22 protein-coding genes, 1 rRNA gene and 2 pseudogenes are annotated in these 25414 nt (G+C 64.1%); 14 read left to right on the forward strand and 11 right to left on the reverse strand.

Annotated elements, in window-relative coordinates:
* Positions 1-101 (forward strand): 5S ribosomal RNA (gene rrf / locus ACLCGK_RS29255); the annotation flags it as partial.
* 194 nt (positions 102-295) lie between these two features.
* Positions 296-2104 carry an ABC transporter ATP-binding protein/permease gene (locus tag ACLCGK_RS29260; RefSeq protein ID WP_410953458.1) on the forward strand — a complete coding sequence of 603 codons (1809 nt, stop codon included), beginning with the start codon at positions 296-298 and terminating at the stop codon, positions 2102-2104.
* Here the strand turns inward: ACLCGK_RS29260 and ACLCGK_RS29265 are convergent.
* A complete protein-coding gene (locus ACLCGK_RS29265; protein WP_410953459.1) occupies positions 2101-3330 on the reverse strand; it encodes an MFS transporter in 1230 nt (409 codons plus the stop codon). The two genes, ACLCGK_RS29260 and ACLCGK_RS29265, sit on opposite strands and share 4 nt — an antisense overlap.
* A gap of 301 nt (positions 3331-3631) precedes the next feature.
* Here ACLCGK_RS29265 and ACLCGK_RS29270 point away from each other — a divergent pair, with 301 nt between their 5' ends.
* The 5 genes from ACLCGK_RS29270 to ACLCGK_RS29290 all read left to right on the forward strand — a co-directional run bounded on the left by ACLCGK_RS29270 (position 3632) and on the right by ACLCGK_RS29290 (position 8988).
* Positions 3632-5866, forward strand: coding sequence for a TonB-dependent siderophore receptor (locus ACLCGK_RS29270; RefSeq protein WP_410953460.1), 2235 nt, complete (start codon positions 3632-3634; stop codon positions 5864-5866).
* Between the two features lie 355 nt (positions 5867-6221).
* Positions 6222-6509 (forward strand): iron transporter, encoded by a 288-nt coding sequence (locus tag ACLCGK_RS29275; protein WP_410953461.1) that lies wholly within the window; start codon positions 6222-6224, stop codon positions 6507-6509.
* Positions 6506-8020, forward strand: a complete 1515-nt coding sequence (locus ACLCGK_RS29280) for a PepSY-associated TM helix domain-containing protein (RefSeq protein WP_410953462.1) — start codon at positions 6506-6508, stop codon at positions 8018-8020. The genes ACLCGK_RS29275 and ACLCGK_RS29280 overlap by 4 nt, the downstream gene beginning before the upstream one ends.
* On the forward strand, positions 8017-8349 hold the full coding sequence (locus ACLCGK_RS29285) for a DUF3325 domain-containing protein (protein WP_410953463.1): 333 nt from the start codon (positions 8017-8019) through the stop codon (positions 8347-8349). The genes ACLCGK_RS29280 and ACLCGK_RS29285 overlap by 4 nt, the downstream gene beginning before the upstream one ends.
* A 99-nt stretch (positions 8350-8448) precedes the next feature.
* The gene (locus ACLCGK_RS29290; protein WP_410953464.1) at positions 8449-8988 is read left to right on the forward strand and encodes a histidine phosphatase family protein; all 540 of its coding nucleotides are present in this window, start codon (positions 8449-8451) and stop codon (positions 8986-8988) included.
* Positions 8989-8991: 3 nt separating this feature from the next.
* Here ACLCGK_RS29290 and ACLCGK_RS29295 read toward each other — a convergent pair whose 3' ends face one another.
* Positions 8992-9777 carry a sulfite exporter TauE/SafE family protein gene (locus tag ACLCGK_RS29295; protein ID WP_013971855.1) on the reverse strand — a complete coding sequence of 262 codons (786 nt, stop codon included), beginning with the start codon at positions 9775-9777 and terminating at the stop codon, positions 8992-8994.
* 120 nt (positions 9778-9897) lie between these two features.
* Entirely contained in the window at positions 9898-10491 is a 594-nt protein-coding gene (locus ACLCGK_RS29300) for a helix-turn-helix domain-containing protein (RefSeq protein ID WP_015269673.1), read from the reverse strand.
* A gap of 114 nt (positions 10492-10605) precedes the next feature.
* On the opposite strand from ACLCGK_RS29300, the gene ACLCGK_RS29305 reads away from it, so the two are divergent.
* From ACLCGK_RS29305 to ACLCGK_RS29315, 3 genes are read left to right on the forward strand one after another with little or no spacing between them, the layout of a single operon-like run.
* The gene (locus tag ACLCGK_RS29305) at positions 10606-11742 is read left to right on the forward strand and encodes an NAD(P)/FAD-dependent oxidoreductase (protein ID WP_004375949.1); all 1137 of its coding nucleotides are present in this window, start codon (positions 10606-10608) and stop codon (positions 11740-11742) included.
* Positions 11743-11754: 12 nt separating this feature from the next.
* Positions 11755-12132 carry a RidA family protein gene (locus ACLCGK_RS29310; RefSeq protein WP_196181811.1) on the forward strand — a complete coding sequence of 126 codons (378 nt, stop codon included), beginning with the start codon at positions 11755-11757 and terminating at the stop codon, positions 12130-12132.
* Positions 12133-12192: 60 nt separating this feature from the next.
* Complete coding sequence (locus ACLCGK_RS29315; protein WP_410953465.1) at positions 12193-13263, forward strand: hypothetical protein; 1071 nt, start codon at positions 12193-12195, stop codon at positions 13261-13263.
* 157 nt (positions 13264-13420) lie between these two features.
* Here the strand turns inward: ACLCGK_RS29315 and ACLCGK_RS29320 are convergent, their stop codons facing one another.
* The 3 genes and pseudogenes from ACLCGK_RS29320 to ACLCGK_RS29330 form a co-directional block, all read right to left on the reverse strand.
* On the reverse strand, positions 13421-14161 hold the full coding sequence (locus tag ACLCGK_RS29320; protein WP_370290711.1) for a methyl-accepting chemotaxis protein: 741 nt from the start codon (positions 14159-14161) through the stop codon (positions 13421-13423).
* Between the two features lie 114 nt (positions 14162-14275).
* A pseudogene (gene mcpA, locus ACLCGK_RS29325) lies at positions 14276-15352 on the reverse strand (methyl-accepting chemotaxis protein McpA); the annotation flags it as partial.
* Between the two features lie 97 nt (positions 15353-15449).
* On the reverse strand, positions 15450-16328 hold the full coding sequence (locus tag ACLCGK_RS29330; RefSeq protein ID WP_410953466.1) for a LysR family transcriptional regulator: 879 nt from the start codon (positions 16326-16328) through the stop codon (positions 15450-15452).
* Between the two features lie 101 nt (positions 16329-16429).
* Here ACLCGK_RS29330 and ACLCGK_RS29335 point away from each other — a divergent pair, with 101 nt between their 5' ends.
* Positions 16430-16858, forward strand: coding sequence for a PACE efflux transporter (locus ACLCGK_RS29335; protein WP_410953467.1), 429 nt, complete (start codon positions 16430-16432; stop codon positions 16856-16858).
* Between the two features lie 124 nt (positions 16859-16982).
* On the opposite strand, the gene ACLCGK_RS29340 is transcribed toward ACLCGK_RS29335, so the two are convergent.
* The 4 genes from ACLCGK_RS29340 to ACLCGK_RS29355 all read right to left on the reverse strand — a co-directional run bounded on the left by ACLCGK_RS29340 (position 16983) and on the right by ACLCGK_RS29355 (position 21020).
* Positions 16983-18032: a hypothetical protein gene (locus tag ACLCGK_RS29340; RefSeq protein ID WP_410953468.1), complete on the reverse strand. Its 1050-nt coding sequence runs from the start codon at positions 18030-18032 to the stop codon at positions 16983-16985.
* Between the two features lie 243 nt (positions 18033-18275).
* Entirely contained in the window at positions 18276-18944 is a 669-nt protein-coding gene (locus ACLCGK_RS29345; RefSeq protein WP_003260724.1) for a GntR family transcriptional regulator, read from the reverse strand.
* Positions 18945-18960: 16 nt separating this feature from the next.
* On the reverse strand, positions 18961-19665 hold the full coding sequence (locus ACLCGK_RS29350) for a FadR/GntR family transcriptional regulator (RefSeq protein ID WP_015269682.1): 705 nt from the start codon (positions 19663-19665) through the stop codon (positions 18961-18963).
* 44 nt (positions 19666-19709) lie between these two features.
* Positions 19710-21020 (reverse strand): C4-dicarboxylate transporter DctA, encoded by a 1311-nt coding sequence (locus ACLCGK_RS29355; RefSeq protein WP_191471838.1) that lies wholly within the window; start codon positions 21018-21020, stop codon positions 19710-19712.
* Between the two features lie 505 nt (positions 21021-21525).
* On the opposite strand from ACLCGK_RS29355, the pseudogene ACLCGK_RS29360 reads away from it, so the two are divergent.
* The 3 genes and pseudogenes from ACLCGK_RS29360 to ACLCGK_RS29370 form a co-directional block, all read left to right on the forward strand.
* A pseudogene (locus ACLCGK_RS29360) lies at positions 21526-21807 on the forward strand (PAS domain-containing protein); the annotation flags it as partial.
* Positions 21808-21966: 159 nt separating this feature from the next.
* A complete protein-coding gene (locus tag ACLCGK_RS29365) occupies positions 21967-23091 on the forward strand; it encodes a methyl-accepting chemotaxis protein (protein WP_410953469.1) in 1125 nt (374 codons plus the stop codon).
* A 13-nt stretch (positions 23092-23104) separates the two neighbouring features.
* The gene (locus ACLCGK_RS29370; protein ID WP_410952180.1) at positions 23105-24790 is read left to right on the forward strand and encodes a putative bifunctional diguanylate cyclase/phosphodiesterase; all 1686 of its coding nucleotides are present in this window, start codon (positions 23105-23107) and stop codon (positions 24788-24790) included.
* A 7-nt stretch (positions 24791-24797) separates the two neighbouring features.
* Here ACLCGK_RS29370 and ACLCGK_RS29375 read toward each other — a convergent pair whose 3' ends face one another.
* Complete coding sequence (locus ACLCGK_RS29375; protein ID WP_015269686.1) at positions 24798-25277, reverse strand: Lrp/AsnC family transcriptional regulator; 480 nt, start codon at positions 25275-25277, stop codon at positions 24798-24800.
* Between the last annotated feature and the right edge of the window lie 137 nt (positions 25278-25414).

Genomic DNA, 25414 nt, shown 5'->3' on the forward strand with positions numbered 1-25414 from the left:
GCATTGGAACCACCTGATCCCATCCCGAACTCAGCAGTGAAACGATGCATCGCCGATGGTAGTGTGGGGTTTCCCCATGTGAGAGTAGGTCATCGTCAAGATTCATTTCGCAAAACCCCTATCTGCGCATGCAGGTAGGGGTTTTGTCTTTCTGGCCAATAAGCCCCAGACCTGTGCAACGCTCCCACAGAGGCCCGCGTAGCTCCGAAGGCAATCATGAAATGTGCGTCATTTATGCCTGACGAATCACAGGTCAATGCTACGCTCGCGGAAATACTCAGCACGGATACCCATCATGGAAATGAACTGGCACCAGGCCCTGCAAGAGAGCCTGAGCTGGCTGGCAATCGCCTCGTTCATCACCCTTGTCTGCTTCACAGCAGCCGCCACACTGGCCGTACGTTGTACGCGCTGGGGTAGCCAGTTCTGGCAGCTTGCCGGGCCTTATTTCAGTTTCAGGCGCAGTTGGCGGCCGTTACTGGTGTTCGCCCTGCTGCTGGTGCTGACGCTATTCTCGGTGCGCCTGAACGTGCTGTTTTCGTTCTGGTACAACGGCTTCTACAGCGCCTTGCAGGGCCTTGACCAAGCGGCCTTCTGGTACCTGCTCGGTGTCTTTGCAGTATTGGCCACCATCCATGTGCTGCGTTCGCTGTTCACCTTCTATGTAAGCCAGGCGTTCAGCATCCAATGGCGAGTATGGTTGACCGAGCGCCTGACCCATGACTGGATGCACGGCGATGCCTACTACCGTGGCCAGTTCCTCCCCGAGCCCGTGGACAACCCTGACCAACGTATCGAACTGGACGTCAACGCCTTTGTCAGCAACTCGGTGACCCTCGCCCTGGGCGCAGTCAGTGCGCTGGTTTCGCTGGTGGCGTTCACCGGCATCCTCTGGGGGCTGTCGGCGCCGCTGGCCGTTGCCGGCGTGGAGATTCCCCGGGCTATGGTGTTTGCCGTGTACCTTTACGTCATCGTTGCCACCTGGATCGCCTTCCGCCTCGGGCGACCGCTGATCCGCCTGAACTTCCTCAACGAAAAGCTCACCGCCAACTTCCGTTACGCGCTGATGCGTCTGCGCGAAAATGCCGAGAACATCGCTTTCTACCAGGGCGCGCAGGTCGAGCGGGGCACGTTGCTGGGTCGCTTTGGTGCCTTGATCGTGAATGCCTGGGCGCTGGTGTTCCGGAACCTGAAATTCAGCGGTTTCAACCTGGGCGTGAGCCAGGTCGCAGTGGTGTTCCCCTTCATTCTGCAGGCACCGCGCTTCTTCAGCGGGGCGATCAAGCTCGGCGACGTCATGCAGACCTCCCAGGCCTTTGGCCAGGTGCAGGATTCGTTGTCGTTCTTCCGCGAGTCGTATGATGCGTTTGCCCAGTACCGGGCCACCCTCGACCGTCTGACCGGCTTCCTTGATGCCAACGAGCAGGCGAGCGCTTTGCCGCGCGTCATCACCGAGGACCAGGAGCATGCCTTGGCGATCAGCCGCCTGCAGGTGCTGCGCCCGGACGGGCATGCCCTTATCACCGACCTGGACCTTGACCTGCATGCCGGTCAGGCGCTGTTGATCAAGGGGCCGTCGGGCAGCGGCAAAACCACGCTGCTGCGTGCGCTGGCGGGACTCTGGCCGTACGCCGAGGGTGAGGTCAGGCGCCCGCTGGGCCACCAGGCGCTGTTCCTGTCGCAGCGGCCGTACCTGCCGCTGGGCGATCTGCGCACCGTCATCGCCTACCCGGTGGCCAGCAAACCTGAGGATGAAACGCGGATGCAGCAGGCCTTGCGCCAGGTCAACCTGGCCCACTTGGCCGAGCGACTGGAAGTCAGCTGTGACTGGTCACACATTCTCTCGGTCGGTGAGCAGCAGCGCCTCGCATTTGCCCGGGTGCTGTTCAACCGGCCACAGGTGGTGTTCCTTGATGAGTCCACTTCGGCCATGGACGAAGGGCTCGAGCATGCCCTGTATTCGCTGTTGCGTACGGAAATGCCGGGCGCGTTGCTGGTCAGTGTCGGGCACCGCAGTACACTGGCAGGTTTCCATACCCACCGGCTGGAGGTGGATGGACATGGCGGCTGGTCGCTATTGGAGCAGCAGCCAGCGCTGGCCTAGTTCGGATTGCCGGTGATCGGGCCCGACCTGAGCAATACGACCCCGATCAGGGTGCCGCCGGCACACGCTGCGCCAAGCAGGAATGTCGCCTTGAAGCCGACCCCGTCCCACAACAGCCCGGCCACCACGCTCGCCACCAGCAGCGCCATGCCGGTCAGCAGGTTGAACAGGCCGAAGGCTGTACCGCGCAGCTCCGCAGGGGCGCTGTCGGCGATCATGGCGGCAAAGATGCCTTGGCTGAAGCCCAGGTGCAGGCCCCAGGCAGCCACCCCCATGGCCAGCCCGGTCCAGCCCGGCAGCAGGGCCAGCAGCAGGTCGGCGACGACCAGCTGCCCCAGCCCGGTCATCAGCACGCCGCGGCGGCCTACGCGGTCCGACAGCACCCCCGCGGGGTAGGCCGACAGCGAGTAGGCCAGGGCCATGAGCACCAGCACTGCCGGCGCCCACAGCGGCGCCAGGCCCATGTCCTGGGCGCGCAGCAGCAGAAACGCCTCGCTGAAGCGGGCGAGGGTGAACAGCGTGGCCAGGCCGATTAGCCGCCAGTAGGACGGGCCCAGGCGTGCCAATTCGTGCAGGGCCAGCGGTGAGCGCACCGGCCGGGTGGTGGCCGGCGTTCCAGGTTCGCGCACGAAGGCGATGAGGATGTACACCGCCACGAACGCCGGAAGCACCGCCACCCAGAACACCGTCTGGAAATGGCTCGCGGTCAGCCACATCAGCACGATCGCCAGCAACGGCCCAAGGAAGGCGCCCACGGTATCCAGCGCCTGGCGCAGGCCGAAGGCTGCACCACGTAGTTCGGCGGGCGTGACATCGGCCACCAGTGCATCGCGCGGCGCCCCACGAATGCCTTTGCCGACCCGGTCGACGAAGCGTGCTGCGGTCAACCACCCCAGCCCGGAGGCCATGGGGAACACCGGCTTGGTCAACGCACCCAGGCCATAGCCCAGCACCGTAAGCAGCTTGCGCTTGCCCAGTCGGTCGCTGAGGGCGCCGGAAAACACCTTGGTGATCGAAGCGGTCGCTTCGGCAATACCTTCGATAAAGCCCACCGCCACTACCGAGGTGCCAAGCACGGTGACCATGTACAGCGGCAGCAGGGCGTGAATCATTTCCGAGGAAATGTCCATGAACATCGATACGAAGCCCAGCGCCCAGACGCTGCGAGGGATCTTCGACAGGGACCTGGTTGCGTTCATGGCGTGGCTTTCTTCGTGGCTGCGCATCAAGAGGCTCGGCAGAGGGTGCTACGTTCGAAACTGTAGGAGCCGTCACGCAAGATGCAAATCGGACAGGTATATGCAAGCAACAGCGCGAATTGTCGGGCTGCGCCGGCAACGCTGTCGTGTCAGCAAAGTTCCGGTACAAACATGTAAACTTCGTAAATAAGATTTAAACACAATTGCGAATCTCTATATTTACCATCCCTGTTGGCCACCAAACTGTGTTTGCGAGGCCGGTGGGCGAGGGCTCCCGGTCTCCGACAGGGATGTGCCGTTTCGCTCATGAATCGCAGGAGATGTACCCATGCAGTGCAAGACTTCACCCAACAGCCTGGCCCTGGCGTTTGTCGCGCTGGCGTCACCGGCCATGGTGGCCACCGTGGCCCAGGCCGAAGAACAGCGTACGGGTGAGGTGCTGGAGATGCCGCTCGCCGACAACGCGCTGGTGATCCAGGACACCCTGGTCACCGCCGAGCGCGAGGCACGCCAGGCCTTGGGTACGTCGATCATCACCGCCGAAGACATCAAGCGCCACCCGCCGGCCAATGACCTGTCCGACATCATCCGCCGCGAGCCCGGGGTCAACCTGACCGGCAACAGCGCCAGCGGCGCGCGTGGCAACAACCGGCAGATCGACCTGCGCGGCATGGGCCCGGAAAACACCCTGATCCTCATCGACGGCAAGCCATCCAGCGCACGCAATACCGTGCGCTACGGCTGGAACGGCGACCGTGATACCCGCGGTGAAACCAACTGGGTTCCGGCAGAAGCGGTCGAGCGTATCGAGATCCTGCGTGGCCCGGCGGCCGCACGTTATGGTTCCGGCGCCATGGGCGGGGTGGTCAATATCATCACCAAACGGCCCACCGACGAACCCAAGGGCAGCGTCAGCCTGTACACCCAACTGCCGGAAGACAGCGCCGAGGGCACCAGCCGCCGGGCCAACTTCAACCTGGGCGGCGGCCTGACCGACAACCTCGGCTTCCGCCTGTACGGCGGTCTGGCCAAGACCGATGCCGACGACCTGGACATCAACGCCGGGCATGCAACCAGTGCGCTGGTGGCGGGCCGCGAAGGCGTGCGCAACAAGGACATCAATGGCCTGCTGAGCTGGAAGCTGAACGACGAGCACCGCCTCGAGGCCAGTGCCGGCTATAGCCGCCAGGGCAATATCTTTGCCGGTGACACCATGAACAGCAACGGCGGTGGTGACGTCGAGTTCGTGTCCAGCCTGTATGGCCATGAAACCAATGTGATGCAGCGCAGTACCTACGACCTGACCCACCTGGGCGATTTCAGCTGGGGTACCAGCAAGACCGTGCTGGCCTACGAGTACGTGCGCAACTGGCGTCTCAACGAGGGCCTGGCAGGCCGTACCGAAGGTGCTCCCAATGCTGAAGGCGCCGCCATGTCGCGCCTGCGCAACACGCGCCTGAGCAGCGAAGTGAACCTGCCATTCGCCATGGGCAGCACCGAGCATGTGCTGACCCTGGGCGGCGAGTACCTGTACGAAACGCTCAATGATCAGGGCTCGCTGCGCCCACAAAGCTCGGACCCCACGGGTAATGACGGGCTCGTCGGTTTCGACCGCAGCAGTTCGAAGACGACCGCCCGCAGCTATGCGCTGTTCGTCGAGGACAACATCATTGTCGGCGATACCACCATTACCCCGGGCCTGCGTTTCGACCACCACGAAACCTTCGGCGACAACTTCAGCCCCAGCCTGAACCTGTCGCACAAGCTGACCGAAGCACTGTCGGTCAAAGGCGGTATCGCGCGCGCCTACAAGACCCCGAACCTGTACCAGTCCAACCCCAATTACTTGCTGTACAGCCGCGGCAATGGTTGCAGCGTGCAGCAGACCAACAATGGTGGTTGCTACCTGCAGGGCAACGCTGACCTCAAGCCAGAGATCAGCGTCAACAAGGAAATCGGCCTGATGTACGACCGGGGTACCTGGCGCACCAGTGCCACATACTTTCGCAACGACTACAAGAACAAGATCGTCGGCGATACCGATGTGTTGTACACCATCGGCACCGGCAGCCGCGTGACCCAGTGGGACAACGCCGGCAAGGCGCGGGTGGAGGGTATCGAAGGCAACCTGTTCATCGAACTGACCCCGGCCCTGGACTGGAACACCAACCTGACCTGGATGCTCGACAACGACAACCGCGAGACCGGCGAGCCGCTGTCGGTGATCCCGGAATACACCGTCAACACCACCCTCGACTGGCGCGCCACCGAGAAGCTGTCGTTCCAGGTGGCGGGTACCTACTTCGGCAAGCAGAAGTCGCCGACCTTCAACGACCGCACCCAGCAAAGCTACGACAAGGCCGCGCAACAGGATGTGGAAGCCTACGGCCTGGTGGACGTGAGCGCCGGGTACAAGTTCAACGCAAACTACGACGTGCGGGTGGGGGTGAACAACGTGTTCGACAAGCAGATCCTGCGTGGTGGCAACGCCAGTACTTCGGGCGCCAATACCTATAACCAGCCAGGCAGGGCGGTGTTCGCTGCGCTGAATATCAACTTCTGATCCAAGGGGCCGCTGCGCGGCCCATTCGCCGGCAAGCCAGCTCCCACAGGTACAGCGTTGCTCTCGAGGTTGTCGCTGTACCTGTGGGAGCGGCCTTGTGTCGCGAAAGGGCCGCAACGCGGCCCCAGGATTGACGCGCAACAGTTGAAATTGCTGGGGCTGCTTTGCAGCCCTTTCGCGACACAAGGCCGCTCCCACAGGGATCGCGCCAACGTTTGGAATTTGAGCAAGACATTTGCTCCCACAGGTACCACACAGTATTCGAACCCTGTGCAATCCCTGTGGGAGCTGGCTTGCCGGCGAATGGGCTGCAAAGCAGCCCCGGATGCCACCGATCAACGCCAAGGAACCCCCGATGATCAAAGCCCCCGCCTGGCTGCAGATCCTCGCCCGCAGCTGTGCCGCACTGCTCGGCGGCTATGCCCTCAGCTACGCCGCCAGCGCCTGCCTGGCCCGTATCCTGCCGCTGGCTGCCGCCGATGCGGTCATCGTCGCGACCCTGCCGGCCTTCATCTTCTACACCGCCGCCATCCTCTGGGCCTTCGCCTGCAGCGATGCCCTGCGTGCCTGGGCCCCGCTGGCTGTGGCCGTACCGCTTGCCCTGATCGGCTTCTGGCCGCAGGCATTGGAGTGGCTGGCATGAAGACCACCTTCACCCAATCGATGGCCTGGCTGCACACCTGGGCCGGGCTGATATTCGGCTGGCTGCTGTTCGCCATCTTCGTCACCGGCACCCTGGCGGTATTCGACAAGGAACTCGACCACTGGATGCAACCGGAAATCCCGGCCACCGAGGTACCCCAGGCCGACGCCGCGCGGCGCGCCATTGCCTACCTGCAGGCCCACGAGCCGCAGGCTGGCAACTGGGGCATCAGCCTGCCGAGCGAGCGCTCGCCCGGGTTGCGCGTGTCCACCGGCGAGCGTCGCCATGGCCCCACCGTGCAGCTCGACCCGCGCACTGGCGAGGCCATCGAGGTGCGGGACAGTGTTGGTGGCAACTTCTTTTTCCGCTTCCATTTCACCCTCGACCTGCCACGCAACTGGGGCATCTTCGTGGTCGGCGCGCTGGCGTTGGTGATGCTCGCGGCGCTGGTCACCGGTATCGTCATCCACAAGAAGATCTTCAAGGAGTTCTTTACCTTCCGGCCGAACAAGGGCCAGCGCTCGTGGCTGGATTTCCACAACGCCAGCGCGGTGCTGTTGCTGCCGTTCCACCTGATGATCACCTACACCGGCCTGGTGATCTTCATGCTCATCTACATCCCGGCCGGGGTCGATGCGCTGTTCGCCGGCGACAATCGTGCCTACTTTCAGGCCCAGGGCAATGCCCGCCTGGAGCAGCCTCGTGGCCTGGCCAGGCAACCGGCCGCGCTGGTCGATGTCGCGCCATTGCTGGCCCAGGCCGAGGCGCGCCTGGGGCCGATTGGTGGCCTGAATGTCCGCAACCCCAACACGGCGGCGGCGCGTATCGAAATACGCCCCGGACTGGGCAACCGCATTGCCTTGGCCAAGGGCCAGGCCATGGTCTTCGATGGTGTCAGCGGGCAGTTGCTCGGCGACGTCGCCGAATGGCGTGCGGCACCATTGACCCAGCGGGTCATGGCCGGCCTGCATTTCGCCCAGTTTGGCGGCTACCCGATGCGCTGGCTGTATTTTGTCTGCGGGCTGGTCAGTTGCCTGATGATCGCCAGCGGGCTGGTGCTGTTCTGCGTGAAGCGTGGACGCAAGTACGCCAGCGCCGAGGCTTCGGTGCGGCGTTGGTACCGGTTGGCGGAGGTATGCAACGTGGGCTTCGTCAGTGGCCTGTTGTTGGCGTGCGTGGCGTTGCTGTGGGCCAGCCGTGTGCTGCCGGTGGAACTGGCGCAGCGGGAGAGCTGGGAGGTTCGTGCGTTCTTTGGTGTATGGCTGCTGGCGTTTTTGCATGCCGGTATCAGGCCAGTACGCCGGGCCTGGGTCGAGCAACTGCTGCTGACCGCGTTGCTGTGCATTGGCCTGGGTGCGTTGGGTGGCTTGGGCGACGCCATGCGCCTGGGGGTGGTGGCCTGTGCCTTGGTGTTGGGTGTATTGCTCGGGCTGCTGGCCTGGCGCGTATGGCAGGCGCAGTGGGTGCCGCAGAAGGCCAGGGCAGGGCGGCGGATGGAGGCCGGGGCATGATGATGTGGGTCATGGGCAGCGTGTTGTTCGCCTACGCTGGCATGCTGGGGCTGTGCCAGGGGCTGGAGCGGCATTACAAGCAGGTATGGAACCGCACCTGCCCGCGGGTGCTGCGTGTCGGCTTGCGCACGGCCGGCTGGCTGGCGTTGCTGGCCAGTCTGGTGCTGTGTGCCCAGGCCTGGGGCTGGGCCATGGGGCCGGTGGCCTGGTTTGCCGTGATGTCGCTGGCGGGGATGGTGCTGGTATTGCTGCTGCCATACTGGCCGCGGCTGGCGGTGGGGTTGGTGGCAGCGGTGCCGGTTTGGGGACTGATGCTGCTGATGATCTGACCAGGCCCTATCGTCGGCGCAGCCGGTGCCATGTTGTTGCGGTAAAAAGTGCCAAGGCATGTTAAACCTTGCGCCCCGACCCGCTGCGAGAGAAACCCGGTGAAAGCCGTCCGCCTGACCCTGATCTGCCACGCCCTTACCCAGGCCCAGAAGACCGGGCGCCTGCACCGTGCCGACGACGGCATCCTGCCGTTGGGCCAGCAGCCTTTCGCCGACCTTTCCGGTGTGCCGGTGCTGACTGCACCAGAGCGGCGAGCCTGCGAGACAGCGGCGTGGTTTTCTGGGCCGGTGCAGGTCGAGCCGGCATTGGCCGATTGCGACCTGGGGCGTTGGCAAGGGCTGACACTGAAGCAACTGCAGGCCGAGCAATCGCAGGCGTTGACCGAATGGCTTCAGGACCCGGCCAGTGATGTTCACGGCGGCGAGTCGTTCGCCGTGCTTTGCCAGCGCATCGCCGCCTGGCTGGCGGCCTTCGACAGGCCTGGTGAATGGCTGGCAGTTACCCACCCGATGGTGATGCGCGCCGTGCTTGTACAAGTACTTGGCTGCCCGATGAGCGCCAGCCAGCGGGTCGACGTGTTGCCCCTGTCGCGCCTGGAGCTGAGCTTTACCGGGCAGTGGCGCCTGCGCCTGGGCTGAAGGTCAGAACGCCAGCTTGTAGCCGATCAGCAACAGCATCGCCGCCAGGCACGGGCGCAGCACGCGGTCGGAAATCCGCCCGGTGAGGTGGCTGCCCAGGTAGATGCCTGGCAGCGAGCCCAGCAGCAAGTAACCCAGCAGCGACCAGTCCATGTTGCCCATCCCCGCATGGCCCAGCCCTGCCACCAGGGTCAGCGGCACGGCGTGGGCGATTTCGGTACCGACCAGGCGGCGGGTGACCAGGAACGGGTACAGCAGGAACAGCGCCACGGTACCCAGTGCGCCAGCGCCGATGGAAGTAAGGGTGACCATCACCCCCAGCACCACGCCGGTGAGCACGGTAAGGGTGTTCAGGCTGCGGTCGCTGAGGTGATAGTGGTCACCGGCATGGCGGCTGGCGAAGGCCTGCAGACGCGATTTGAACAGGATGGCCAGCGCGGTCAGGATCAGCACCACCGCCAGGCCTTGCTTGATGACGGCGTTGAGCGCCGATGTGTCGGTGTGCAGGGTGCTGAGGAACCACAGGGTCAGCGCCGCGGCGGGCACGCTACCCAGGCTGAGCAGGCCGGTGATCTTCCAGTCGACGTTCTTGTTGCGCGCATGCACCCAGACGCCACTGGCCTTGGTGATGGCGGCGTAGAGCAGGTCGGTGCCGACGGCTGTTGCCGGGCTGATGCCAAACCACAACAGGATCGGGGTCATCAGCGAGCCGCCACCGACGCCGGTCATTCCGACGATGAAACCCACGACCAGGCCCGCAATGGTGAAACCGAAAGAACCTACATCCATACGCTACTCGACTGCCCAACTTTGCCCGTTATCGGATGCAGCCAGCATATAGATTTTTTTATAGCCAAATAGACTTGTTCGTTATTAGGTTATAACCGGGCCCTGGCAGGCAGCACCGGGTCAGCGATCGGTCATCACCACCATCACATGCGCATCTGCGCCATCGTCACTTTCCGACAGGTAGATATGCCCCACCTGGCTGTCGAAATACGCCGTCTCCTGCGGCCCGATGCTCACCGCTTCGCCGGTTTCGAACTCGATACGAACGCGCCCGCTCAGTACCAGCGCGAACTCTTGGCCCGGGTGGCGGATAAAATCGTCGAACTGGCCACGTTCACGGGCAATGATGCGGGCATAGGCGGGTGTCATGCGCCGCTCAGGGAAGTCGCCGGCAATCGGGTGATAGTCATAGGTGCCGGTCGAGTAGCCAGCCGCCGCTGGCAGTGAATCGACCACCACCGTCACCGGCACTGGTGCGGTTACCGTGCCGCTGGCGCGCAACAGCTGGGCAATGTCGACGTTCAGCGCCCGGGCGGCGGCGGCAAGTTTTTCGTAGCTGACCGAGACCTGCGCCAGCTCCATCTTTGACAAGGTGGACAGCGGGACGCCACTGGCTTCGGACAATTGCTTGAGTGTCATCTGACGCGCCTTGCGCACCTGGCGCAGGCGCTGGCCGACTACGGCACGGTCCAGCAAGGGTAGGGCAGCGGGCATTCGGGGGTCTCGGCATGCGGCGTTGGTCGGGCATCTTACCTTGGACCCTTGCGTATTCGTAAATTCTCATATATTAGAATTCTCATATATGAAAATTCCTTGGCAGGAGCCTGCATGATCCCGATCTACGACACCCTCATCATCGGCGCGGGCATCGCTGGTGCATCCCTCGGTTATCGCCTGGCCGGCCGGCAGAAGGTGCTGCTGCTCGAGCGCGAGGCGCAGCCTGGCTACCATTCCACCGGGCGTTCGGCAGCCATGTTCATGGAGGCCTACGGCACTCCGCAGATACAGGCGCTGACCCGTGCCAGCCGGGCCTTCTACGAAGCACCACCGCAAGGGTTCTGCGAGCACCCGCTGCTGGAACCGCGCGGCTGCCTGTACGTCGCCAGCCTGGAACAGCGCACGCTGCTCGAGCAGACCCACGCACAGAACCTGGCCAACGGCACCGAAGTCAGCCTGCTCGACCGCGACGCAGCCCTGGCCCTGGTACCGAGCCTGCGTGCCGAGAACCTGGCCGGCGCGGTGCTTGAAGCGGGCGCAATGGACCTGGACGTACATGCCCTGCACCAGGGCTTCTTGCGCGGCTATCGCGCCGCTGGCGGTGAACTGCGCTGTAACGCCGAGCTGATCCAGGCCTGGTACCTGGATGACCTGTGGCAGGTGCAGCTGGGCGATGGCAGCCGGGTACAGACGCGCCAGCTGGTAAATGCCGCTGGCGCCTGGGCCGACCGAGTGGCCGAGCAGTGCGGGGTGGCGCGCATCGGCCTGCAACCCTGCCGGCGCAGTGCCTTCACTTTCCCAGGCCCGGCAGACCAGGATTTCGCCCGCTGGCCGGCGGTGATCGGCGTAGACGAAAGCTTCTACTTCAAGCCCGACGCCGGCCAGCTGTTGGGGTCGCCGGCCAATGCCGACCCGGTCGAACCCCAGGACGCCGCGCCCGAGGAGCTCGACGTGGCTTTGGGCATCTACAACATCGAAGCCATGACCACCCTGTCGATCCGCCGGCCGAGCCACACCTGGGCCGGGCTGCGCTCGTTCGTCGCCGACGGCGACCTGGTGATCGGTTTCGATGTGCACGCGCCAGCGTTCTTCTGGCTGGCGGCACAAGGTGGCTATGGCATCCAGTCGGCTGCGGGCGCCTCGCGCCTGGCTGCCGACCTGCTGCTGGGCCTGCCCCTGTGTCCCGGCCTTGTCAGCCAGGGGGTGGTGCCCGAGCGCCTGTCCCCGGCCCGTTTCCAGCAACCCTGAAAGGAGCATCCCATGAGCAATGATATCCAGCGTTTTCCCAGCAGCCTGCCGTTCCCGTTCTCCCGTGCGGTGAAAGCCGGCGGCTTCCTGTTCCTTTCCGGCCAGGTGCCGATGAGTGCTGGCGGCGAAGTGGTGCGCGGTGACATCCAGACCCAGACCCGCGCCGCCTGCGAGCGTATCGCCGAAAGCCTGGCGGCCTGCGGCGCGCGTTTCGACCAGGTGGTCAAGGCCACCGTGTGGCTGTCGGACATGAGCCACTTCGCCGGCTTCAACGAGGTGTACAAGGAATTCTTCGGCGCAGCGCTACCGGTGCGCTCGACCGTGGCTTCGGCATTGGCGCTGGGGGTGGATGTGGAGATCGAAGTGCAGGCGTTTGTCGGCGACGCCTGAGCGCTCCTACACGGGGTATGTGGTGGCAGTGAGACAACAACAATAAATCCAGAGGTTCACATGCAAGAGCAGCTGAAGATTGCCGGCGCGTTTGTCGGCGTGATCGTGGGGGCGGGGTTCGCTTCGGGGCGGGAACTGTTGTTGTTCTTTGTCGATTTCGGTGTGTGGGGGCTGGCCGGTGCGCTGGTCAGCGCAGCCTTGTTCACCTTCCTCGGCATGGCCCTGGCGGGGCTTGGCAATCGCCAGCAGGCCACTTCGCATAAGGATGTGATCCAGGCCATCTGCGGCCGTCACCTGGGCCTGTTCGTCGACTGGCTGATCACCTTTTTCATGTTTGCCGTCACCGTGGTCATGCTGGCCGGTGGTGGTGCCTTGCTGGAGCAGCAGTTCGGAATCCCGGCGTTGGCCGGCAGCGTGTTGGTGACGCTGGTCGTGGTGGGCATCGTGTGCCTGGACGTGCGCAAGGTGATCCTCGCCATTGGCGCCATCACGCCGTTGCTGATCCTGGTGGCCTCGGCGATTGCGTTGTACGCCGTGTTCAGCCGGGAACAGAGCTTCGCCCAGCTCGACCAGCTGGCCAGCCAGCAACAGGCGGGCGCCCGTCACTGGCTGCTGGGGGCGTTCCTGTACGTGTCGTACAACATCGTTGCCGGCGCGCCGATCCTGGCCATCCTGGGTGGGTCGGCCAAGGGCGAGAGAACCGCTGTATGGGGTGGGCTGCTTGGTGGCGCCGCATTGGGTGGGCTGATGCTGGTGATGAGTGCCGGGCTGTTGTCGCGCCTGGACAGCGTGGCTGACCTGCCGATGCCGATGCTGTCGATCGCCAACGAAGTATCGCCACTGCTGGGGCTGGTGATGTGCCTGATTATCTTCGGCATGATCGTCAACACTGCGGTGGGTACGTTGTTCTCGTTTCTCTCGCGGCTGATGCCGGCGGGTACGGGGAGGTTTCGCTGGGGCTCGGTGGTGACCGGCGTGGCGGCGTTCGGATGCAGCCTGGTGGGGTTCATCAGCCTGGTGGGTAAGGTGTACCCGCTGTTCGGCTACCTGGGCTTCGTGCTGATGGCGGCGGTGCTGCTGGCCTGGGTCCGGCGGAGCAGAGTGGTTAAAGCGGTAGTCAATGCTGCTTGATCTGCTGCTGGCGCGTATCCCTTGTAGGAGCGGCCTTGTGTCGCGAAAGGGTCGCAGAGCGACCCCGGCGATTTCTGCGGTGTAGCTGAAAATCCGGGGCCGCTGCGCGACCCTTTCGCGACACAAGGCCGCTCCTACAGAGGGTGTGCGTTCCGGTTTAGATCCTGAAGCTGCCTACCAGCTGCTTCAGGCGCCCGGCTTGCTGGGCCAGTTGGTCACAATGGCGCAGGGTCTCGTTGAGGTTCTCCACCCCTTGCTGGTTCAGGGCGTTGATCTGGGTGATGTCCAGGTTGAGGCTCTCGACCACGGCGGTCTGTTCTTCGGTAGCGGTAGCCACCGACTGGTTCATGCCATCGATCTCGCCAATACGCTGGGTCACGCTGGCCAGGCGCTCGCCGGCCTGGTTGGCCACCTGCACGGTCTGCTCGCTGGAAACCTGGCTGGTGTTCATGGTGTGCACCGCTTCGCGCGAGCCTACCTGCAGGCTGGTGATCATGCGGTGGATTTCTTCCGCCGATTCCTGGGTGCGGTGCGCCAGGTTGCGTACCTCGTCGGCCACCACGGCAAAGCCACGGCCGGCCTCACCGGCACGCGCCGCTTCGATGGCGGCGTTCAGCGCCAGCAGGTTGGTCTGCTGCGAGATGCCCTTGATCACGTCGAGAATCTTGCCGATTTCGTCGGTGCTGGCGTTGAGCGTTTCGATTTGCGCGCAGGACTCGCTGATGCGCTGCGACAGGGCGGTCATGGCGCTGATCGCTTCTTCGACCACTTCACGGCCACCGTGGGCCTGCTCGCTGGCACCGCTGGCATGCTGCGAGGCATCGGCGGCGTTGCGGGCGATTTCCTGGGTGGCAGCACCCAGCTCGTTGATCGCTGCGGCCACGCTGTTGGTGCGCATGCTTTGCTCTTCGGAACCGATGATCGACGCATTGGAGGCATTGACCACCTTCTCCGACAGGTCGTGCACCAGGCGGGTTGCCGAGGACACTTCGCTGATCGAGGCATGAATGCGCTCGACGAAGCGGTTGAACGAAGTGGCCAGTTCGCCGAACTCGTCCTTGTTCTGCACGGTCAGGCGGCGGGTAAGGTCACCTTCGCCCTCGGCGATGTCGCGCATGGCGCGGCCCATGGTGGTCAGCGGGTTCATCAGTATCGGGATCAGCAGGCCGAGCAGGCCGGCGATGGCAGCCACCGCAATCAGCATCGCGATGATCGCCGAGGTGCGGAACTGGCTGAGCGCAGCGTAGGCCTTGTCCTTGTCGATCGACAGGCCGATGTACCACTGTGCCGAAGGCAGGCCGGCCACCGGGGCGAAGGAAATGATGCGGTCCTGGCCATTGAGGGTGACATCCTGCATGCCGGCGGCGACTCGCAGGTTGCTGCCGGGGTAGATGTCCTTGAGGTTCTTCATCACCTGGTCTTTGTCGGGGCTGACGATCACCTGGCCGTTGCTGTCGGCCAGGAAGGCGTGGCCGATGCCGCCGAAATCGACTGAGTTGATGATCTCGACCAGGGTGTCGAGGGTGACGTCACCGCCGACCACGCCGATCAGCTCGCCATTGTTCTTGCTTTTCACTGGCGTGGCGATGGTTACCATCAGGCCGCCGACAGCCCCCTGGTACGGGGCAGTCAGCACGGTCTGCCCGGCGCTGGCCGCGGCGCCGTACCACGGGCGCTGACGTGGGTCGTAACCGGCGGGCATCTGCGCATTGGGGCGTTGGGTGAACGCACCGGTGGCCTGGCCCAGGTAAGTGAACAGGAAATTACGCGTATAGGATGGCTGCTCGATCAGTCCTTCCAGGGTATCGCCAGCGCCTTGCTGGGCGATGTCCTGGGCCAGGTTTTCCAGCACCAGGATGCGCCCGCTCATCCAGTTCTGCACACTACTGGCGGTCAGTGCGCCCGACTGCTGCACCGAAGCTTCGATGTTCTCGCGGATGGTATTGCGTTGCAGGTAGTCGTTGTAGAGCGTGAACAGGGCAAATGCCAGGACCACGACACCGCAGGCGCTGAGCAGGATCTTGTGGCGAAATTTCAGGTTCATGTTTCGAGACCTTGGGCCAATGAGGGGAGGGCGCAGCGCGCTCATGACGCATTGCGGAACCTATCGACCGGGATATCGGCTCAAGAGGTAAAAGATTGAAGCGCTTGCAGAAATTTCTTACGGTCGATTCGACGGACGGTCTTCACTGCTTACACAACTGCTCGATCAGCAGGCGTGCGGCCTGCAGCAGCGGTTGTTGCTTGCGCCAGAGGATGTGTACCGGCAACTGCAATTCATTGCGGGTGTTGCGAAAATCCAGGCGCACCAGACGCCCGCTGGCCAGCAGTGGCGCGACCCTTGACAGCGGCAAGTCGCCCCAGCCCAGGCCGGCCTCGACCATCTGCAGGGCGAGGTCGAAGCTGTCGGTTGACCAGTGCGTGGCGCCTATCGACGGGCGTGGGTCTGTCACCGGAAGGTCATGGCTACGCACCAGGATCTGGCGCACCCGGGTCAGGTCTTCGAGGTAGTGGATACGCCCCTCGCGCAAGGCCGGGTGAGCGGGGGACAGCGTGGCCACCAGCGACTCCATGCCGATGTGCTGGAAGCCGCGACGGGCATCGACCTGCAGCCCGGCAAAAGCCACGCAGAGGTCGGCGCGGCCACTGTCCAGCAGGTGTACTGCCTCTTCCTGCGGGGCGCTGAGCAGGGCTATGTCCAGCAGCGGGTGCCGCTCACCCAGGTGAGCGATGGCCGCCAGCAGCGGGCGGTGGTCGATGTCCGGCACCACGGCCAGGGTCAGGCTGCTCTCCAGCCCCTGGGACAGTTCCAGGGCATGCACCTGCAGCAGCCCCAGTTGTTCGGCGATCAACCGGGCATGAGGTTCCAGCGCCTTGGCCTCGGCGGTGGGGCGGACTTCCCGGGGGCCGCGCTCGAACAGGGTGTAGCCCAGTTCGGCCTCGAGGTTGCCGATGGCCATGCTGACGGCCGAAGGCACCCGCTGCAGGGCGCGCGCGGCGGCGGAAAACGAACCGCGGTCGAGCACGGCGAGAAACAGCTGGATATTGTCGCTGGAAAAGTTCATGGCAGCCTCCTGTCAGAAAATCTGACAGCTGCCGACTTTTGCTGTCAAGCACGATGAAGCATGATCGCACCCCATCGCTTTATCATTGGAGGTAATCCCGGGTGCAGGGACTCAAACGCAAACTCGTCTACGTGACTTTCTATGAACTGATCGGGCTGTGCATGTCGACCCTCGGGCTGGCCTACCTGTCGGACACCCAGGCATCGCATACCGGGCCTCTGGCGGTGATGATCACTACCATCGCCATGCTCTGGAACCTGATTTACAACACCCTGTTCGAGTGGTGGGAAAGCCGCCAGGCCAAGCGCGGGCGCAGTGTCGCACGGCGGGTGGCGCATGCCATCGGCTTCCAGCTGACCCTGGTGGTGTACCTGATCCCGCTGATTGCCTGGTGGCTGGACATGACATTGCTGGAGGCGTTGCTGGTGGACATGGCGTTCATCGTGCTGGTGCCGTGCTACACCTTTGCCTACAACTGGGCGTTTGACCGGATCTTTGGCTTGCCCGGTTCGGCAATGGCTACAGCCTGATTCTGCCTGTGCCGCCCTCTTCGCGGGCACGCCCGCTCCCACAGGATTTCCACAATTCTCAAGAGCTGTGATATCCCTGTGGGAGCGGGCGAGCCCGCGAAGAGGCCGGTACAGAAAACCACTACTAAGGCGGCAAGCGAATGATCAAAGGCTCCTGCTGCTGCTCAACCGGTTGTTCCTCCGTCCTCGGTGCACTGGCCAGCAAGCTGTCCTCGACCTGCCCCGACAGGTAGTACACCCCCGACATGGCCCCGCTCTGGCGGTTCTCCATCAGCTCCTGCCATTCCTGGTTCAGCGCCACGTTGAGGATCACCCGCAACTGCTCGACCATCTGCGGGTGTTCGCGGTCATGGGTCATGACCCCGTAACCGGCCGCCGCAATCGAAATCATCGCCCCCGCCACCTTGCCCACCGCCGACGCCACGGCACTGGCGATGCCGCGCGGGGCCAGGGTGGCGCCGAGCTTTTCGCTGGCCTGGTTGGCCACCGAGTTCAGCCCGACATCGGTCTTGCCCGGGCCTTTGCTGGCCTGCTGGTGCAGATGCTGGCGCATGGCTTGCCAGGCAGGTTGCTGGGCCAGCGACTTGGCCCGCAGCAGCTGGTAAAGGCTGGCATTGCGCGCATCCGGTGGCCCCAGGGCGATGGCGGGAATGCGGTTGAGGCGCTGGCTGAACTGCTCGGGGGGCGCGTTGTAGCGGCTGATGATGGCCGGCAGCTGCTGGCCGAGCAGTTGCAGGTACAGCTCGCTGGCGCGGTCGCGAATGCCTTCGGGGTTGATCTGCTCGGCCACCGGTTCGATCACCCGCTTGTGGTACTGCTCCTGCAGGTACAGCGCCAGGCGCTTTTCTGCCGGCTCCCGGCCTTCACCGCTGTCGATCTTGTACCAGGCCACCTTGAGGGTCAGCCACTGCTGGGTCCAGTAGCCGGTGAACCAGGGGATGAAGTCGCTTTCGGTGCGCTGCTGTACCTGTTCCTTCCACACCCGCATGGAACGGCGCGCATAGTCGTTGGCCGAGCTGCCGGCGCCGACCGAGGCTTCGATCAGTTCCTGGTCGATGCGTTGCCAGGTGGCGGGGGTGAGCACCACCGGTGGCGACGGGACAGGTGGGGGCTTGCCTGCGCAGCCGGCCAAGGCCAGCAACAGGCACAGCAGCAGGAGGGCTCGAGTGCTCACGCAACCGCCTCCCTGGTAAAGGCTGGGGTGGTTCTCGGAGTATAGGGTGGGGTTGAGGGGGCTGCCGTGCAGCCTATCGGCCATCGCCCGGCCAACGCGATCCATGTAGGAGCGGCCTTGTGTCGCGAAAGGGCCGCAAAGCGGCCCCGGCAATTTCTGCTGCACAGCTGAAATCCTGGGGCCGCTTCGCGCCCCATCGCGACACAAGGCCGCTCCTACAAGGGGGGCGTCAGCTTGAGTCGGTCATTCCAGGTCGAGCTTTTCTTCCAGGCGGTCGAGGTGCTTGTGCATCAGGCCCAGCGCCGCCTCGGCATCGCCATGCTCCACGGCATCGATGATCGCCGCATGTTCCTCCCACGCGCAGTGGTCGCAGCAAGGCGACTCGTAACGGGCGATGATCAGCGAGGTCATCGGCACCAGGCCATTGAGAAACCGCGCCAGTGGCGCATTGGCAGCCACCTGCGCCAGTTTCAGGTGAAACTCGCCGCCCAGGCGGATCGCCGCACAACGCTCGCCGTTTTCATGGTGCTGGCGCTCGCGCTCCACCAGTTGCCGCAGCTGGCGAATCTGTACCGGCCGGGCGCGTTGCGCGGCCAGGGTGATAAGCGTGGTTTCGGCCAGGCGCCGGGCGCTGAGCACCTGGCGTGCCTGCTCCGGGTCGGGCACGGCCAGATGCGCAGTGTGGCTGGGGCGCTGCACCACCACCTGCTGGTCGGACAGGCGCCCGAGCACACGGCGGATCACTGTACGGCTGACACCAAAGGCATGGCCCAGCGCCTGTTCGGGCAACAGGCTGCCAGGTGGCAGGCGCTGTTCGAGGATGGCATCGAACAGCCGCGGGTAGATCTGCTCGGCCGACAGGCGGGTTTCGCCAGCCGCGAGCAGGGCCGGCAAGTGAGGGGCGGCGTTCATGGTCGCTCTCCTGGGGTCATGGATGCGGGTGTTCGTCCGGGATGTTCAACGGGATGCCCATGCGCAACCCTTCGGCCAGAATGTGCTGGCGCATCTGGGCACTGGCCTGGGCGCTGCTGCGCTCACGTATGGCGCGCACCACCGCTTCGTTTTCCTTCAGCCGCGCGGCCAGGTGCTCTGGCGAATTGCGCAGCATGTCGGCGCTCTGCTTGAGGGCATTGCCGGTCTGTTGCACCACGCTCTGGAAGATCGGGTTGGTGGTCAGGGCGAACAGCGCTTCATGGAAGGCGATGTAGGCCCTGACTCCGGCTTCGCTGTCATCGGCCTCCAGCGCTTCACGCATGTCCATCAGGGTAAGGCGCAGTTGGCCGATGTCCTGACTGTTGGCCGACTGCGCCACCAGGCCGACGATGAAAGGCTCAAGGGTGTAGCGCAGCTCCAGCACGTCGGCCAGGCTGGCTGCGGCGCTGGTGTCCAGGCCCGGTTCCTGGGTGGCGGCATCGACATCCAGTACCAGCACACCCTTGCCTGGCAGCGAACGCACCAGGCCCAGGGTTTCCAGCACGGTCACCGCTTCGCGCAGGCTGGGGCGGCTGATGCCCAGTTGTTCGGCCAGTTCGCGCTGGCCTGGCAGCATGTCGCCGGTACGCCATTGGCCTCGGGCCAGGGCCTGGCGCAGTTTTTCCACCACTGAGTTGACGACGGTAGATGAGCTGATCACGGTTCGCTCCTGGAAGGGCCGGCGTCAGTGCCGGCCACGTTCGCTCAGAATTCCTGTTGATGGGGGTTGGGCTGCTTGCGTGGCATGGGGGCGAAACCGGGCTTGCCGTCGAGCACGTTGTGCGCACGTTCCAGGTCGATGTCCTTCTCCCAGCGTGCGATGGCCACGGTGGCCACGCAGTTGCCGATCAGGTTGGTCAGCGCTCGGCCGATGCCCATGAACCAGTCCACCGCCAGTACCAGTACCAGGCCGACCACCGGGATCGCCGGCACGGCGGTCAGGGTAGCGGCGAGGATGACCAGCGCCGAGCCTGGGATGCCGTGAGCGCCCTTGGAAGTCACCAGCGATACCAGCAGGATGGTCAGCAGGTCGGTCATTGCCAGTGGCGTGCCGGTGGCGTTGGCAATGAACACGATGGCCAGGGTCAGGTAGATGGAGAAACCATCGAGGTTGAACGAATAACCGGTGGGGATCACCAGGCCGACGGTGGAGCTGCCGATGCCCAGGTGCTCGAGCTTGCGCATGATCTGTGGCAGTACGGCGTCGGACGAGGCGGTGCCCAGCACGATGGTCAGTTCTTCACGCAGGTACTTGATCAGCGGCAGCAGCTTCAGCCCCGACAGGCGCATGACCGTGCCCAGCACGATCAGTACGAAGCCGGCACAGGTCAGGTAGAACAGCGCCACCAGCCCGCCCAGGTGCTGCAGCGATTCCAGGCCGTACTTGCTGGTGGTGAAGGCGATGGCGCCGAACACGCCGATCGGTGCCAGGCGCACGATCATGCCCATGATGCGGAAGATCACGTGGCTCAGTTCGTTGATCAGCCGCGAGATGCCGGCTGCCGAGTCACCCACCAGGTTCAGCGCGCTGCCGAACAGTACCGAGAACAGCAGCACCTGGAGGATGTTGTTGTCGGCAAAGGCGCCGATCACCGAGGTGGGGATCAGGTCCATGAAGAACGCCGTGGCACCGTGGATGTGCTGGCCGCGCTCGGCCAGGCTGCTGGCGTCGGCGCTGGACAGTTGGTCCAGGTGGATGTTGGCGCCGCTGCCGATGCCGCTGGTGAAGGCGAACACCAGGCCGATCACCAGTGCCAGGGTGGTCAGTATCTCGAAGTAGATCACCGACTTCAGGCCGATGCGCCCGACCTTTTTCAGGTCACCGGCGCCCGAGATACCGCTGACCACCACGCAGAACACGATCAGGCCGATGAGCATCTTGATCAGCTTGATGAAGCCGTCGCCAAGGGGTTTGAGTTGCAGGGAAAGGTCGGGGAAGCTGAGACCGCAGGCGATGCCGAGGGCAAGGCCGAGCACGACTTGAAGGAAGATCGAACGCGAGCACCATTTGAGCATGGGAGGGATCTCTGATCGGTGTCCTTGCTTCGGTAGCCGCACGGGGCGAAAGAGCGCAGGACTTAATTATTGTGGTCTTACCGGTTTGTTCAGCGCGAAGCCATGAAAGCGCGAAAAATCCGACATTGCAAGGATTTTTGGCCTTACCGGTCTGACCAGTTGTGGGGCAATCCAGCGTCTCTGGCTCTAATTCGGTGCATCTGGTTGGATCGAGCCGCAGTGCGGCCGTTCACAGGTGAATCGCAGCGGCGAACCGCGTGCGCACATGAATCAGATCAGGCTTTGGCCAGTGCCTCGTGCAACATTGCAATCAGCTTGCCAAGCGCCATGCCGACTTCGATATTTTCGATAACGCCATGATTCGTAAGGTTTATTTGCATTCCTTGGCTGACCTCGTAGAATCCGCGCCCGACCGGGAAGTCACCAAAGGGTCGATTGCAGGGGATTCATCCTGATAATCGCCTCGCAAGCAGGCTCCCGGCGTTTGAATGAATGGAGTCTCATAGTGCGTCTCAACCTTCCGGTTACCCCGGTCGAGCAACGTTTTCCCCCCGATCAGCGATTGATTTCCGCTACCGACACCAGCAGCCTGATCACCTACTGCAACCCCGAGTTCGCCGCCATCAGCGGTTACAGCGAGGCAGAGCTGATCGGCAGCCCACACAACCTGGTACGCCACCCGGACATGCCGCCGGCGGTGTACCAGTTGATGTGGAATTACCTGAAGGCCGGCAAGAGCTGGATGGGCATCGTCAAGAACCGCTGCCGCAACGGCGATTACTATTGGGTCAACGCCTACGTCACGCCTATTCTCGAAGCCGGGCGGGTGGTGGGCTATGAATCGGTACGGGTGTGCCCGACGCGTGAGCAGGTGGCCCGTGCCGAGGCCCTGTATGCACGCATGCGCAACGGTCAGGCTGTGTTGCCCTGGTCACGGCGCGCGACCATGCTGGCGCGTGACCTGGCCGTACCGCTCGTGGGCGGGGGGCTGGCTTTGGGGGCCAACAATCTGTGGCCCGGCCTGGTCGCGCAGGGGCTGACCCTGGGGCTGTTCCTGGCCTATGGCCTGTTGGCACGCAATGCCGTTGGGCGGCAGATGGAGCGCATAGTGCAGGGCGCAGACGGCACCTTCGCCGACCCGATCGCCGCCTTGACCTACAGCGACCTGCCCGGTGCTGGCGGACAACTGCAATTGATGCTGATCAGCGAGGAGGCGCGGCTGAAAACCGCGCTGACCCGGTTAAGTGACTTGGCGGCCCAGATGGCCGTGGCTGCACATGATGCCGGGGCGTTGTCGCGCAGCACCGAGGCGGCATTGCTGGAGCAGCGTGCGGAAACCGACCTGAGCGCCACTGCCATGAACCAGATGGCCGCTTCCATCGGTGAGGTTGCCAACCATGTGCAACTGACTGCTGCCGAAGCCCACACTGCGCACCTGCTGGCCGAGCAGGGCAGCCTGGTGGCCGACGCCAGCGGAGCTGCAATCCGCACCTTGGCCGGTACCGTGGCCCAGATCAACCAGGCTGTCAGCCACCTGGCTGGTCAGACCGGTGCTATCGCCGAAGCCACCGGGATGATCCGCGGCATCGCCGAGCAGACCAACCTGCTGGCGCTAAATGCCGCCATCGAGGCGGCCCGTGCCGGCGAGCAAGGCCGTGGCTTTGCCGTGGTCGCCGATGAAGTGCGGGCACTGGCCGACAAGACCCGGCAGTCGACACTGCACATCCAGGCTATCATCGATGCTCTGCGCAGTGGCGCAGAGGAGGCCGTGGCGATTGCCAGCCAGGGCATCGACGGTGCCGAGCAGGGCGTTGCCCAGGTGCAGGAAGCGCGGCAGGCGTTGCATGGCATTCGTGATGCGGTGCAGCGCATCAGTGACATGAGCCAGCAGATGGCTACGGCTTCGCAGCAGCAGTCGGCCGTCGCCGAAGACGTCTCGAGGCAGATCAATGGTGTGGCCGGCATAGCCCAGCACAGCGCACACAGCGCCAACGCCGCAGCCTCTCGCGGCGCCGAACTGGAAGAGGTGTGCGCCGGATTGCGTGCCCTTGTGGAGCGCTTCAACCGTTAAGGCAGGATGCTTTATGGATGACAACTATCGTGCAGCCGTTGACGCGGCTGCGATCTTTTCCGAAACCGACCTGCGTGGAACCATCACTTACGTCAACCAGCAGTTCTGCAGCATCTCGGGCTACAGCCGCGAGGAGCTGCTGGGCGCCAACCACCGCATCCTCAACTCCGGCCTGCACGAGCCGGAGTTCTTCGTCGGCATGTGGCGGGCGCTGGCCGCCGGCCGGGTGTGGAAGGGCGAGATCTGCAACCGCGCCAGGGACGGCTCGCTGTACTGGGTCGACAGCACCATGGTGCCACTGGTCGACCCGCTCACCGGAGAGGTGCGCAAGTACGTGTCGATCCGTTTCGACGTCACCGAGAAGCGCCAGCTGCTGCATACCTTGCAATGGCGTGTGGGCCATGACGTGCTAACCGGCCTGCCCAACCGCGCTTACCTGTCCGACCTGCTGAACCAGGCCCTGGCCTACTCGCGCCGTGAAGACATTCCGCTGGCTGTATGCATGCTCGACCTGGATGGCTTCAAGGCAGTCAACGACGGCTACGGGCATGCCATGGGCGACCTGCTGTTGGTCGAGGTGGCGCAGCGGCTGAAGCACATCCTGCGCGATGGCGACGCAGTGGCCCGGTTGTCGGGGGACGAATTCGTGCTGATCCTGCGCAACGTCGAAGACCGCCAGTTGCATGCTGCGCTGCGCCGGGTGCTGCGGGCACTGGCGGCGCCTTATGTGGTACGCGAGCAGCGCCTGTCGCTCAGCGCCAGTATCGGCGTGACCCTGTACCCGCAGGACGACGAAGACGCCGACACCTTGGTGCGCCATGCCGACCAGGCCATGTATGTGGCCAAGCAGCGTGGGCGCAACCGCTATCACCTGTTCGACGTGACACAGGAACAGGAACTCAAGGCTACCCACCAGACCGTGGCGCGGGTGCGCCGGGCCCTGCACAACGGCGAGCTGTGCCTGTATTACCAGCCCAAGGTCAACCTGCGCAGCGGCCAGGTGCTGGGCTTCGAGGGCTTGCTGCGCTGGCAGCGGCCAGGCCGCGGGCTGGTGCCGCCTGGTGATTTCCTGCCGGCAGTGGAGCAGACCGACCTGATCGTGGAAATCGGCGAATGGGTGCTCGACCAGGCGCTGAACCAGTTGCAGGCATGGCAACGTCAGGGGCAGCCCTGGTCACTGAGCGTGAACATCGCCGCGCGGCATTTGCAGCGTGGTGACTTTGTCGAGCGCCTGCAGCAGTTGCTGGCGGCGCACCCGGAGGTGGACCCGGCGCGGCTGGACCTGGAAATCGTCGAGTCGGTGGCCATCGATAACCTGCAGCATGTCAGCTGCTGTCTCGATGCCTGCCGCGCACTGGGTGTGCGCTTCTCCCTGGACGACTTTGGCACTGGCTATTCGTCGCTGAGCTACCTGAAGCGCTTGCCGACACAGACGATCAAGATCGATCAGTCATTCGTGCGCGACATCCTGCATGACCAGGACGACCTGGCGCTGACCGAAGCGGTGATCGGCCTGGCCCGGGCGTTTGGCCGCGAGGTGATTGCCGAAGGGCTGGAGAGCGTCGAGCACGGCCGCGTGCTGATGGGCCTGGGCTGCGAACTGGCACAGGGTTACTGTATCGCCCGGCCGATGCCGGCCAGTGCGGTGCAAGCCTGGGCGCAGGCCTACCGGCAGCCGGAGCAATGGCGTGACCCTTGATGCCGCGTCAGCGGGCCATTGGCTTGACCTCGGCCAGCACCGGGTGCGCCACCAGCTTGTCGATGTGCAGGGCGTCGTCGTTCATCCAGCTTTCGCTGAGCAGCCGGTAGTGTTCCATGTCGCGGCAGCGCAGGCGCAGGCTGTAGTCGAAGTGGCCGCTGATCAGCTGGCACTCGTGCACTTCCGGGCAGTTGCGCAGGGTGGCTTCGAAGGCCTTCTGCGCGGCCCGCCCGCTCTGGTTGGACAGGGCGACCAGCACAAGCAGCGACACCCCGGGCGCGACCTTCTGCAGGTCGATGATCGCCCCGTAGCCGCGGATCACGCCACGGCGCTCCAGCTTGCGTACACGCTCCAGACAGGGGCGCGGGGTGAGGTGGACGAGGCTGGAGAGTTTTTCGAAAGTGATGCGGCCGTCATGGCGCAGGATGTCGATGATCGCTTCGTCGATGCGGTCGAGGGGGTGGGCGTTGGCGTCCTTGGTGTCCATGCGCTTGGGCTTCTTTCAGAAGAGGGCATGGGACAGGGTAGGCGGTAAAGGGGGCCGCTGCGCGGCCCATCGCGACACAAGGCCGCCCCCCCCAAAGGACCACATTCCCCTTTTTGGAAAAGACCTTTTTCCGGACT

The sequence above is a fragment of the Pseudomonas sp. S1(2024) genome, assembly GCF_046557535.1.

Excerpts from the sequence above, each read along its gene's own strand:
- ACLCGK_RS29355 (WP_191471838.1), bottom strand. The coding sequence starts at position 21,020 with ATGCTCAAATGGTGCTCGCGTTCGATCTTCCTTCAAGTCGTGCTCGGC.
- ACLCGK_RS29370 (WP_410952180.1), top strand. The coding sequence starts at position 23,105 with ATGGATGACAACTATCGTGCAGCCGTTGACGCGGCTGCGATCTTTTCC.
- ACLCGK_RS29345 (WP_003260724.1), bottom strand. The coding sequence starts at position 18,944 with ATGAACGCCGCCCCTCACTTGCCGGCCCTGCTCGCGGCTGGCGAAACC.
- ACLCGK_RS29260 (WP_410953458.1), top strand. The coding sequence starts at position 296 with ATGGAAATGAACTGGCACCAGGCCCTGCAAGAGAGCCTGAGCTGGCTG.
- ACLCGK_RS29330 (WP_410953466.1), bottom strand. The coding sequence starts at position 16,328 with ATGAACTTTTCCAGCGACAATATCCAGCTGTTTCTCGCCGTGCTCGAC.
- ACLCGK_RS29305 (WP_004375949.1), top strand. The coding sequence starts at position 10,606 with ATGATCCCGATCTACGACACCCTCATCATCGGCGCGGGCATCGCTGGT.
- ACLCGK_RS29280 (WP_410953462.1), top strand. The coding sequence starts at position 6,506 with ATGAAGACCACCTTCACCCAATCGATGGCCTGGCTGCACACCTGGGCC.
- ACLCGK_RS29365 (WP_410953469.1), top strand. The coding sequence starts at position 21,967 with ATGCTGGCGCGTGACCTGGCCGTACCGCTCGTGGGCGGGGGGCTGGCT.
- ACLCGK_RS29300 (WP_015269673.1), bottom strand. The coding sequence starts at position 10,491 with ATGCCCGCTGCCCTACCCTTGCTGGACCGTGCCGTAGTCGGCCAGCGC.
- ACLCGK_RS29310 (WP_196181811.1), top strand. The coding sequence starts at position 11,755 with ATGAGCAATGATATCCAGCGTTTTCCCAGCAGCCTGCCGTTCCCGTTC.
- ACLCGK_RS29375 (WP_015269686.1), bottom strand. The coding sequence starts at position 25,277 with ATGGACACCAAGGACGCCAACGCCCACCCCCTCGACCGCATCGACGAA.
- ACLCGK_RS29265 (WP_410953459.1), bottom strand. The coding sequence starts at position 3,330 with ATGCGCAGCCACGAAGAAAGCCACGCCATGAACGCAACCAGGTCCCTG.
- ACLCGK_RS29270 (WP_410953460.1), top strand. The coding sequence starts at position 3,632 with ATGCAGTGCAAGACTTCACCCAACAGCCTGGCCCTGGCGTTTGTCGCG.
- ACLCGK_RS29285 (WP_410953463.1), top strand. The coding sequence starts at position 8,017 with ATGATGATGTGGGTCATGGGCAGCGTGTTGTTCGCCTACGCTGGCATG.
- ACLCGK_RS29275 (WP_410953461.1), top strand. The coding sequence starts at position 6,222 with ATGATCAAAGCCCCCGCCTGGCTGCAGATCCTCGCCCGCAGCTGTGCC.
- ACLCGK_RS29315 (WP_410953465.1), top strand. The coding sequence starts at position 12,193 with ATGCAAGAGCAGCTGAAGATTGCCGGCGCGTTTGTCGGCGTGATCGTG.
- ACLCGK_RS29320 (WP_370290711.1), bottom strand. The coding sequence starts at position 14,161 with ATGCGCACCAACAGCGTGGCCGCAGCGATCAACGAGCTGGGTGCTGCC.
- ACLCGK_RS29295 (WP_013971855.1), bottom strand. The coding sequence starts at position 9,777 with ATGGATGTAGGTTCTTTCGGTTTCACCATTGCGGGCCTGGTCGTGGGT.